At 59.7% G+C, this 9,283-nt stretch carries 12 protein-coding genes and 1 tRNA gene; 7 read left to right on the top strand and 6 right to left on the bottom strand.

What is annotated here, in order from left to right:
- Positions 1–162 precede the first annotated feature (162 nt).
- Together msrA and NKH63_RS20540 are read right to left on the bottom strand one after the other, a co-directional pair.
- Positions 163–825: a peptide-methionine (S)-S-oxide reductase MsrA gene (msrA, locus tag NKH63_RS20545; protein ID WP_352483568.1), complete on the bottom strand. Its 663-nt coding sequence runs from the start codon at positions 823–825 to the stop codon at positions 163–165.
- Between the two features lie 72 nt (positions 826–897).
- Complete coding sequence (locus NKH63_RS20540; RefSeq protein ID WP_023719002.1) at positions 898–1,221, bottom strand: hypothetical protein; 324 nt, start codon at positions 1,219–1,221, stop codon at positions 898–900.
- A gap of 420 nt (positions 1,222–1,641) precedes the next feature.
- Between NKH63_RS20540 and NKH63_RS20535 the strand changes: the two genes are divergently transcribed.
- Together NKH63_RS20535 and NKH63_RS20530 are read left to right on the top strand one after the other, a co-directional pair.
- Positions 1,642–1,731, top strand: a tRNA-Ser gene (locus NKH63_RS20535).
- Positions 1,732–1,914: 183 nt separating this feature from the next.
- The gene (locus NKH63_RS20530; protein WP_352495472.1) at positions 1,915–2,403 is read left to right on the top strand and encodes a GNAT family N-acetyltransferase; all 489 of its coding nucleotides are present in this window, start codon (positions 1,915–1,917) and stop codon (positions 2,401–2,403) included.
- A gap of 419 nt (positions 2,404–2,822) precedes the next feature.
- Here the strand turns inward: NKH63_RS20530 and NKH63_RS20525 are convergent, their stop codons facing one another.
- The 4 genes from NKH63_RS20525 to NKH63_RS20510 all read right to left on the bottom strand — a co-directional run bounded on the left by NKH63_RS20525 (position 2,823) and on the right by NKH63_RS20510 (position 5,392).
- Positions 2,823–3,230 (bottom strand): heme-copper oxidase family protein, encoded by a 408-nt coding sequence (locus NKH63_RS20525; protein ID WP_023719001.1) that lies wholly within the window; start codon positions 3,228–3,230, stop codon positions 2,823–2,825.
- A 272-nt stretch (positions 3,231–3,502) separates the two neighbouring features.
- On the bottom strand, positions 3,503–3,775 hold the full coding sequence (locus NKH63_RS20520; protein WP_031194005.1) for a hypothetical protein: 273 nt from the start codon (positions 3,773–3,775) through the stop codon (positions 3,503–3,505).
- Between the two features lie 462 nt (positions 3,776–4,237).
- Positions 4,238–4,846 (bottom strand): YdeI/OmpD-associated family protein, encoded by a 609-nt coding sequence (locus NKH63_RS20515; protein WP_352918551.1) that lies wholly within the window; start codon positions 4,844–4,846, stop codon positions 4,238–4,240.
- Between the two features lie 120 nt (positions 4,847–4,966).
- Positions 4,967–5,392, bottom strand: a complete 426-nt coding sequence (locus tag NKH63_RS20510) for a cupin domain-containing protein (protein ID WP_031194003.1) — start codon at positions 5,390–5,392, stop codon at positions 4,967–4,969.
- Positions 5,393–5,711: 319 nt separating this feature from the next.
- Between NKH63_RS20510 and NKH63_RS20505 the strand changes: the two genes are divergently transcribed.
- The 5 genes from NKH63_RS20505 (at position 5,712) to NKH63_RS20485 (ending at position 9,054) form a co-directional block, all read left to right on the top strand.
- Positions 5,712–6,146: a DUF3597 domain-containing protein gene (locus NKH63_RS20505; RefSeq protein ID WP_352483570.1), complete on the top strand. Its 435-nt coding sequence runs from the start codon at positions 5,712–5,714 to the stop codon at positions 6,144–6,146.
- 408 nt (positions 6,147–6,554) lie between these two features.
- A complete protein-coding gene (locus NKH63_RS20500) occupies positions 6,555–6,785 on the top strand; it encodes a hypothetical protein (protein WP_023718996.1) in 231 nt (76 codons plus the stop codon).
- A 255-nt stretch (positions 6,786–7,040) separates the two neighbouring features.
- Positions 7,041–7,229 carry a DUF3606 domain-containing protein gene (locus NKH63_RS20495; protein WP_023718995.1) on the top strand — a complete coding sequence of 63 codons (189 nt, stop codon included), beginning with the start codon at positions 7,041–7,043 and terminating at the stop codon, positions 7,227–7,229.
- Positions 7,229–7,411 (top strand): hypothetical protein, encoded by a 183-nt coding sequence (locus NKH63_RS20490; protein WP_036244723.1) that lies wholly within the window; start codon positions 7,229–7,231, stop codon positions 7,409–7,411. The genes NKH63_RS20495 and NKH63_RS20490 overlap by 1 nt, the downstream gene beginning before the upstream one ends.
- 161 nt (positions 7,412–7,572) lie before the next feature.
- Positions 7,573–9,054: a hypothetical protein gene (locus NKH63_RS20485; protein WP_352495474.1), complete on the top strand. Its 1,482-nt coding sequence runs from the start codon at positions 7,573–7,575 to the stop codon at positions 9,052–9,054.
- Positions 9,055–9,283: the final 229 nt, after the last annotated feature.

Raw genomic sequence — 9,283 nt, 5'->3', positions numbered from 1 at the left:
TCCCCCGCTTTTTCTTGGGCGTTTCGTTTGTTGTTTCCCCCCCCGGTTCCTCCAATTTCCTCCCCTCAAAAAAAAAAATTCTTTTTTTTTTTTTTCTTTTTACTACCGCGGGCCCCCCCCCCCCCGCCCCCACAGCATATTCCTTGCGTCAGGGGCGTAAAATCAGGCGGAGACGGCGGCCGGTATGGCGCAGGAGACGCCGGTTCCCTGCAGGCCGCAATAGCCGTAGGGGTTCTTCGCCAGATATTGCTGGTGGTCTTCCTCGGCGAAGTAGAATTCCGGCGCCGGCGCGATCTCGGTGGTGATCTTGCCGCGTCCGGCACCGCGCAGCGAAGCCTCGTAAGCATCGCGCGAAGCGAGCGCCGCCTGGTGTTGCGCGTCGTTGAACGTGTAGATCGCCGAACGGTAGGTGGTGCCGACATCATTGCCCTGGCGCATGCCTTGCGTCGGGTCGTGGCTTTCCCAGAACAGCTTCAAAAGCTCGGCATAGGACACGATCTTCGGATCGTAGACGACGAGCACGACTTCGGCATGGCCGGTGAGCCCGGTGCAGGTTTCCTGATAGGTCGGGTTGGGCGTGACGCCGCCAGCATAGCCGGCCGCCGTGACCCAGACGCCATCGACCTGCCAGAACAGGCGCTCGGCACCCCAGAAACAGCCCAGCCCGAACATCGCCGTCTCAAGCCCTTCGGGATAGGGACCCTTGAGCGGCCTGTTCGAGACGAAATGCTTCGATGCCGTCGGGATCGGCCGGTCGCGGCCGGGCAACGCCTCGGAGGGCTTCGGCAGGTTGAGCTTCTTGTTCAGCATATCGCTGAGAAACATGTGCGATTTCCTTTTCTTCTTGCTTGAGCCTTCCCCGATCCGGGGAACGCTGGATCCGGGAACGCAGGAATTTTAGGTCGCGGCGAACCGCCCGCTGGGGCGCTGCCGCCTGTAGCCGATGGCATAAAGAACGAAGGCCAGCACCGCGAACACGGCAAAGCCGGGCTGGCTGAGCACCCAGGCGATGGCGCCGTCCCACAGCAGCGGATTGAGCTTGTCGCGGACGAAGCTTTCAAAGGCGCTGCGCGTGTCCGGCGAGACGGCGAGCCAGCTGGTGTTGAGCGGGGTCATCACCAGCGCCGAAGCCGCCACCGACCGGGTCGCGTCGAGCACGGCCATGATGACCGAAACCGAAAGCGCGACCATTGCAGCGAGACGAAAGACGAAGCGAAACATCCAGACCCTTCCTCCCCAGGAGTTTATCGGAATGTCGTGTCGGACTGTTAAATAGGATTTACCTGCTTCGTCTGCAATCGCGACACGCGAAGTTGAACTTACGCCGGCGGCTTGCACCTGGGCCGGCTGACGAGCCAGACGGCGAAGACGCCGCGGCCGACTGGTTTGTAGGCGCCCAACGAGCACACTGATGCCATGGGCTGAGCATCCCTGTCCGGCAAAGCGAATAGAGTGTCTTGGCATTCGGCACCGGATCGACTAGATGAGCCCCGCGCCTGTTGCTTGACGGCTCGGGTGCGGGGAAAGGGTATCCGCTGGTTGACGGCGCCCACGGCCGGAATTCCGGGCCGGAATCCCAAAGGAGATGCATCTCCCCAACCCGCACGGCGAAACCGGCCGCGTCGAAGATGCTAAAAGGACGGAGAGGTGGCCGAGTGGTTGAAGGCGCACGCCTGGAAAGTGTGTTTACGGGAGACCGTAACGCGGGTTCGAATCCCGCTCTCTCCGCCAGCTAATCCCGAGAAACCCTTTATTTTCCGGGCGTTTGGTAAGGTTCGGTTAGTAGCCTACTAACCAGCCTACTAATCACTAGGGTCAAAACTCCGCCAATGGCCGAGATGGGTGGAAGACCGACGTTCGTTGACAGAAAGACATCACCGTCGCAGCGTCGTCTACAAACGGGGAGGTGTCTCAATGTCAGTGGAAATCCGGGCTGCCTCGGAGGCAGACTTTGACGCGCTCGTTCGGCTCAATCAGGTGGTTCAGAGTCTCCATGCTGAATTGCATCCAGACGTTTTCAAACAGGCAGCCGATCCGTCTGCGGTGAGGACATTCTTCGCAGCGAGGCTGGCTGATCCGAAGAGCTCGATCGCGATTGCTGAGATTGATCGTGCTCCAGTCGGCTACGTCTGGTTTGAAATTCAGTCGCTGCCAGAAACGCCGTTCACTTTCCCTCGGCCCCTGATCTATGTGCACCACATCTCGGTTATGCCGGAAGCTCGTCGTCGTGGAGTTGCCGCAGCTTTGATGTGCCATGTTGAACAGCGAGCTGCTTGCGAAGGTTTCGACGAAATTGCTATGGGCATCTGGGCAGCCAATCTCGACGCGCGGCATTTCTTTGGGTCGCAAGGATGCGTTCCGTACAACATTGCACTTTGCAAGAAGCTTGTGAGAGTCAGCTAAGGGTCAGCAAGCGGACGTTTGAATTACGGTGACAGTGCACTTTGAATTACGGCGACAGAATTACGGTGACAGTGCACTATTTGTCATGTTTGCTCGGCTGTCGCTGTGCGTAAATTGAACGCATGGCTCGACTTGCATTACCGCGCCGCCGATGTCGTGCAACCGATGGGCAGCGAAGCACTTCTCGACCGTGATTGCCGAGCAAACCGGAAAGAGCAGTGAAATTGGGAAACGCGACAGGCGGGAAAAAGAAAATGGTGCACTGTCACCGTAATTCGTAATTTGCAGAGGGCGCGAAGGATCGCTACTGAGCGGCTCCATCTGCGCCGCACCCCTTACCCCAGATCAGCCCACAAGCCGAACGACCCGCGCTCCACCAGAGCGCGGGCTTCGACAGGTTCGTTAGTGTCGCTACGCGTCTAGCGCGGAACCGCTTGTATTCCCGAGACCGAACGCTCTGTTTCGCCGGAGAAAACCACGAAGGCAAAGATCAGCACGGCGACAGCGACAATCATTGAGCCGGTGGCGACGATCGGCTCGAGCGCCGGATTTCCCTGCAGCATCAGGTAAAGCGCCGGCAACATCACGACCAGGCCGAGATTGTACACGCCATAGTGGATCATCGCCGTCCTGCGGGCAGCCTTCGCCGGGTTCAGCGCATAGTAGCCGCCGAATATTGCACTAGTGACCCATCCCAGCAGGTTGATGTGCGCGTGAGCCGGAAACGCGCCGTGATCGCCTGAAATTGCCATCTGCAGGCCAGCTGCAATTCCCAGAATAAGAAAGACGATGGCTGTCTTGAAAAAGAGCTCCGAAACCTTAGGCATGTCATTCTCCCAAACCCGTTTTGCCGCCGCATCATGCTTTGTTTCCGGCGACCTTGCCAAGGGGGGACCGTCGGGCCTGCCGAACCATTTGTTGGCGGCCTGACGGCCCGTTGGCGGCCGGCCGCCGGGCCTGGCCGGTTGCGAGTCCAGCCGGTAAAAAATATGCGCTCACGCTAATTTGATTGCAATATCACCCGCCAGGCTTCCACGTCGTTCTCACAAGGGAAGTGTCCTGCACGATGGTGGTGCCATACGCGCCAAAGGTCAGCCCGTCAGTGTTGCAGCAAGGCCTCGCCAAACTTCTCCCACAGCTGTGTGCAATCTGTTGCTCTGAGGCTGGGGGTTCCGAGTGGGCCATATCGGATGACGGCGGCGTGAACATCATAGCCAACGATAGGTGCATTGGCGACAAAGTGGATAGCCTCGCCCAATCGGCGAGAGCCAATTGGCGCATCGGTTTTGTTGGTGATGTCGAAGACACCACAAATATCCACTTCCTGATTTCTGGCTGCCAACGCAGCTTCCATTACCTGTTCGTGCATCATCGAAATCTCTCCTAACGGTCTAAGTCTAAGAACCGCGGCTTTTGCCGGTCCGGCAGCTGACAACCGCCAAGTCGAAGTGCCTTTTGCAGCATCTCGATTGGCTCTTGCTGCGAGCCACTCCGCCCGCTCCCGCGGCAAGCCGATAAGGCAACTGCCCGCGAAATCCGCAGGCACGTCCACGGTCGCATCAAACACGGCCCACGTGCCAGTCGGCTCCTGAACGGGCAAAAACCTCATAACAGCGCCTGCTAATATACCATACCGACTGTGAGGACGGAGCTTTGTTCCTGCATCGATCAAACGAATGAGAGATGTTGTCGAAATGTCAGGCGACGCTGGTCGAAAACAATCGTCTGCGACATCGCCAGGATCGAAGGTGGGCCTGGGCTGCGATCCGGCCGCATTCGGGGCTCACCGGCAGGGACAAGCACAAGATGCGGGAGACAAGCGCGGTCAGAATGTTCAGCCAGAATCGCGTTTTCGTTGCGGATGGATGGTCTCGCCGCGCTTCAGCATCTCCACGAACGCCGCGATCTTCTTCTTGCGTCCGGCTTCGGTCTTCATGTTGTGGGTGCGGAAGGCGAGCGCGAAGCGGTTTTGCTCGCTGAGCTTCGCCAGCATCTCTTTCGCCTTGGGCTCGGCGTCTATTGCCGCCTGGAGGTCGTCGGGGATCTTCATCTCCTTGCCGCTCCTATAGGCGCGCGCCCAGCGGCCGTCGGCCTTGGCTGCCTCGGCCTGCCTCAGCCCATGCTCGGTCATCCGGCCCTCCTCGATCAGCCGGGCGACATTGTCGACGTTGATCTGGCTCCAGGTGCTCTTCTTGCCGCGCGGGGTATAACGCTGCAAATAGCTTTTGCCGTCCAGGGCCTTGCGCACCGCATCGATCCAGCCCCAGCATAACGCCACGTCGATGGCTTGCTTCGGCGTGATCGACGGCAGCCCCGAATCGCGCTTATAGATCTTGATCCAGACTTCGTCCTCGCTGTCGTGATGCTCGCCAAGCCAGGCATGGAAGCGTTCGGCATCCCTGAACTCGCGCACCTTGGCCGGGTCGACCTTGACGGGCGCCATCAGCCGGTCCGCCCGTGACACAGGCGCGTAACGACGCCGAACCGCTTGCCGGCCGCGCGCGCGCTCATCTCAGCTCCAAGTCCGCAATCCGCAGGCCGGATGATTCCCGCTGGCACGCGTTCAGCCTGCGCGATTGGGCGTGCCGAGGACATGGGATTTCGGCGGCAGCATGACGTCGTCGAATGTCTGCGTGAACATCGCCGCCGCAAAGAAAGCGACGGCGCGCAGGGTTTCGGTGCCGGTGTTGACGAGGTCGTGCCGGACCGGCGTCGGAAGTACCAGGACGCTGCCGGGCCTGACCGGGTGGATGCTGCCGCCCTCGATGTGCAGCTCGCCGGTGCCGGCGATGATGTATTGCGTCTCCTCGGTGGCGTCGGTGTGCCAGCCGAGCCGCTTGCCGGGCTCGATCTCGTAGACAATGACTGAGGACTGGGTGGTGCCGTGCCCGCCGTAAACCGCGAAAGCGCCGGCCCATTTGACCGACGGATCGTCCTCTGCCCAAACCAGCGAACGTTCGAGCCTGTCGGATGCGACGACTGCTGTCATGGCTTCGTTCCTCTCAGCGAATGGCGAACACGAATCTAGATGATTTTTCTGGTCTGCGTCAGCAAAACTGGCTGCCAACCGTTTCCTCGCCCATTGCGCGTAACTATTTGTCGTGCCGCGATCTGACCATTCTACTCTGGGATCGGATCACTGAGCCGATTTCACCATGCAACCAAGCCTTTACCTTTCAGCCAGTTTGGAGTTGCCCCTGCGTTGCGTTCGTGGTCCGGTACAACCAGGGCGCTCAATGCGAATTCGGCAACGGTCGCCTCACCGACCGTCAAGGCAACACACCGTGAAGGCAACCCAGGAGATAGCAATGGGCATTTTCGACAGTATCAAAGGTGCGATTTTCGGAAACGCGGTTGCGGCCGAAGCGCCGCCGGCGCAACCGTCTCCCGCGCCTGCTTCGAGCACGGCCACCCAGCCGACGGCGCCTACCCGACCCGACCCGGCTGCAACCCCGGCTCCGGCAACGCCATCCGCGCCGTCCTCTGCTCCTGACATCGCTGCCATTCTCGACAAGGCGGTGGCCGCGAAAGGGCAAAAGCTCAACTGGAAGAATTCGATCGTCGACCTGATGAAGGCTCTGAATATCGATAGCAGCCTCGGCGCCCGCAAGGAGCTTGCTCACGAGCTGAACTACACCGGCGACATGAACGACACCGTAACGATGAATCTGTGGCTGCATGATGCACTGATGAAAAAGCTGGTCGAGAATGGCGGCAAGCTTCCGAGCGATCTGGCCGCCTAGAGTCATAAGACAAGCAATTCCAGGAAAACGTGTGAACGGTTTTCCATCCGGAATTGCGTCAAACAAAAAAGACAGACCGGTTCGGCGTTCCGTGAAACGAAGAACCGTCCTGGTCCTGCCCGCACCGTGGTTCTTGCTGCGCTGACTTCGACCGCAACCGAGCAGACCCGACTGCCAAGCAATCAAACTGCCAAGTAAATAAATTGAGACCCATCCCGGCCGCCGGGATGGGTCTGTGGCGAAGTCGCATGGCACAAAAGTGCTGCCGCCTCGCGCCTGGATTGCCTCACGCAAAACCGACGATTTCGGTCGCTGCCCCGCGCGCTGGTAGGACCACCATTTCGCTGGCGAAACCCGACGTTCGGCGTATCATTCTCGCGGGAGAGGGTTCATGGTGGGAGGAAGCCAATGAACGTGGTGCAGAGGGTGACTGTCGCCGACTTGACGGCCCAAGAGCTTGTTTCATCTGCGCTTTCAAGATTCGGCGCCGGCGACACCATATCGACGAGGGCGATGCTGGACATCGTTCGCCGGACGGCCCCGGCCTGCGGTGACAGTGACGACGATCTGGTCGAGATTATCGTCATGACGGCCGTTGGTAGGACCATGGGGGTCGTGTTCGACCATCGCTACCCTTAGCAATCCGCAACGAATACCAGGCTGCGCCCAGGAGCAGTGGCGGGCGGTTGGCAGCGCGCGGCGGAAATTTACTGGTGCGGCCAAGGAAGCGAGCCTTTTTGTGCGCGAAGGCCAGCCTGGCGCCGTGCCCTTGCTTTGAGCAAAAACCGCCGCTCATGTCGGGTCATGCCCGAGGGTAGGCAACTGGGCGACACGCTCGAAGGAACTCGCTGAAATCTTGCCCGTTATGCTCTCGTTGAGATGAGGAGAGCTGCCATGGCCGACGACAAAACCAGGACCGACAGTCGCGACCGCTCACGAGTGGCGGGCGGCGAAGACTATGAGGTACGCCATTTCGCCGAGGAAGCGGGCATTACCCCTGATCAGGCACGCACGCTGATCAAGCGCCACGGCACCGACCGCAAGGTGCTGAACGAAATCGCCGAGAGCATAAGAGCGTCGTAATGGCTAACAAGAAAACCGCAATGGCCGACCGCAAGACGCGCGATCCGGACGAAAAGAAGGCTCTGCACCTGGCCGAAACCACCGACGTTTCGCCGAAGCAGGCGAAGGATCTGATGCGCAAGCACGGCAAGGACAGCCCGAAAGTCGAGAAGGAAGCCAAGAACTTCAAGGCCGAGGGCTGAACGGCCGGAGGTCTGCCCCTCACCCGCAACTTAGTAGTCGCTGCTCAACGTGCCCAGCCGGTTAGACGCGCGGCACAGGGTTGTGGCCGCAATCCTGCAGCTTATCGGTTTTCTAACAAATTCGGGCTATCCCTTCCGCTATCGCGGCTCAGGGATGCCATATGCGCGGGATGTCTGGTGAGGCGAGGCCGTCGATAGACGACATACGGCATGTGAGGCTGGTGTTTTGCCTGCTGGCGGCCGTCGTGATGGCGACGGCGCTCCTCGCCTTTGCCACCTCCCTCCTGCAGGATCCCGATAGCTGGTGGCACATCAAGGTCGGCATGGATATGCTGGCAAGCCGCACATTCCCCTCCGTCGACATTTACTCCTACACTTTTGCCGGCCAGCCATGGATCGCCAAGGAATGGCTTAGCCAGGTTCTCCTTGCCCTTGCCTTCGAAGCCGGCGGCTGGAACGGCGTGGTACTGCTGGCGACTGCGGTAATCGCGCTGACGGCCTTCTTGACGTCGTGGTATCTCAGCGCGTCGTTGAAGCCGACGCTGGCGATAGCACTGACACTGGTGCTCGCGCTCTTGATCGGGCCAATCTATGTCGCCCGACCCCACATCTTTACCTTGCCCATTATCGTCGTCTGGACCGCCGGTCTTTTCCAAGCCGCACGCAACGAGAAAGCGCCGCCTCTATGGCTGCTGGCGCTGCTTTGCCTGTGGGCCAATCTCCATGCCACCTTCACCTTCGGTTTCATTATCGCCGCCTTCGCCGGCCTCGATCTCGTCATGCGCACGCGCTTGTCGAACTCCCGGCTGCTGGCCAAGTGGATCGCTTTCGGGCTGCTTTGCCCGCTGGTCAGCCTGCTCAATCCCTATGGCGTCAAGGCCATACTCGCCACATTCACCGTGGCCTATGGCAATGAGGCGGTGCCTTACATTGCGGAGTGGCAACCCTTCGACGCCTCGCGGCATACCCTCCAGGAGGTGGCCCTGCTGGTGGCGTTTTTCGGGCTGCTCGTGTCGAGATTGCGTATTGGCTGGGCCAAGGCGCTGTTCCTTGTCTTCACCTTGCACGTCTATCTCACCCACATACGGTTCATGTACCTGTTCTTTCTTCTTGTCCCGGTCGTCCTTGCCGTCGAGGTTGCGCAACAATATCCAGCGCTTTCAGCCCCTACATGGGCCGCGGAAAAGCGCGACGGACTTGAACAATTTTTCGCGCGGCAATTTTCCAGAATTTGCGCTGGACTTGCCGTTTTGCTGGTTTTGGCGGCCGCGGTCTTCCTGGCCTATCCGGTCGTGCCGAGCCAGAAGACTTCGGCGAGGGATGCGCTGGCCTTCGCCCAAGCCCATAATCTGTCAGGCAATCTGCTGAATTCCTACAATTTCGGCGGCACGCTGATTTTCCATGGCATCAAGACGTTTATCGACGGCCGGGCGGATCAGCTCTTCCTGAACGGCTTTACGGAAACGGATGAGCAGACTGGGCACAGCCGGGGCAAGCCGATCCTGAAAGCCCAGCTCGAGAAATATGCGATAGGCTGGGCATTGTTGACCGCCGACGACAGCCGCATTCCGTTCTTCGACGAACTGGGCTGGAAGCGGGCCTATGCGGACGATTACGCTCTGATCTATACCCGCGCAGACTGATCCCCGGCAGCTTCGCGCGCCGGTGCGCACCTCCCCCTGAAGCTGTGGCCAGCGCCGAGGCGGCGAAATCCTTATGGGATTTTGATTTCTTTGCTCCGCGTCCCGTCTCGAACCTTTATGGCACTTTGATCCATATTCGGCAGAGCGATGTATCCGGCCGCCGATGTGAAGCGGTGAGCGGGCTTGGACAGTTTTGTCCAAGTTGAAAAGAACAAACTCAATATAGGAA

The sequence above is a fragment of the Mesorhizobium sp. M0960 genome (genome assembly GCF_040319055.1).
Classification (GTDB): Bacteria; Pseudomonadota; Alphaproteobacteria; order Rhizobiales; family Rhizobiaceae; genus Mesorhizobium.
This window is presented reverse-complemented; position numbering and strand designations above follow the sequence as displayed.

Bases quoted from the DNA above. Each gene is read 5' to 3' on its own strand.
- msrA (WP_352483568.1), bottom strand. From the start codon at position 825: ATGTTTCTCAGCGATATGCTGAACAAGAAGCTCAACCTGCCGAAGCCC.
- NKH63_RS20540 (WP_023719002.1), bottom strand. From the start codon at position 1,221: ATGTTTCGCTTCGTCTTTCGTCTCGCTGCAATGGTCGCGCTTTCGGTT.
- NKH63_RS20530 (WP_352495472.1), top strand. From the start codon at position 1,915: ATGTCAGTGGAAATCCGGGCTGCCTCGGAGGCAGACTTTGACGCGCTC.
- NKH63_RS20525 (WP_023719001.1), bottom strand. From the start codon at position 3,230: ATGCCTAAGGTTTCGGAGCTCTTTTTCAAGACAGCCATCGTCTTTCTT.
- NKH63_RS20520 (WP_031194005.1), bottom strand. From the start codon at position 3,775: ATGATGCACGAACAGGTAATGGAAGCTGCGTTGGCAGCCAGAAATCAG.
- NKH63_RS20515 (WP_352918551.1), bottom strand. From the start codon at position 4,846: ATGGCGCCCGTCAAGGTCGACCCGGCCAAGGTGCGCGAGTTCAGGGAT.
- NKH63_RS20510 (WP_031194003.1), bottom strand. From the start codon at position 5,392: ATGACAGCAGTCGTCGCATCCGACAGGCTCGAACGTTCGCTGGTTTGG.
- NKH63_RS20505 (WP_352483570.1), top strand. From the start codon at position 5,712: ATGGGCATTTTCGACAGTATCAAAGGTGCGATTTTCGGAAACGCGGTT.
- NKH63_RS20500 (WP_023718996.1), top strand. From the start codon at position 6,555: ATGAACGTGGTGCAGAGGGTGACTGTCGCCGACTTGACGGCCCAAGAG.
- NKH63_RS20495 (WP_023718995.1), top strand. From the start codon at position 7,041: ATGGCCGACGACAAAACCAGGACCGACAGTCGCGACCGCTCACGAGTG.
- NKH63_RS20490 (WP_036244723.1), top strand. From the start codon at position 7,229: ATGGCTAACAAGAAAACCGCAATGGCCGACCGCAAGACGCGCGATCCG.
- NKH63_RS20485 (WP_352495474.1), top strand. From the start codon at position 7,573: ATGCGCGGGATGTCTGGTGAGGCGAGGCCGTCGATAGACGACATACGG.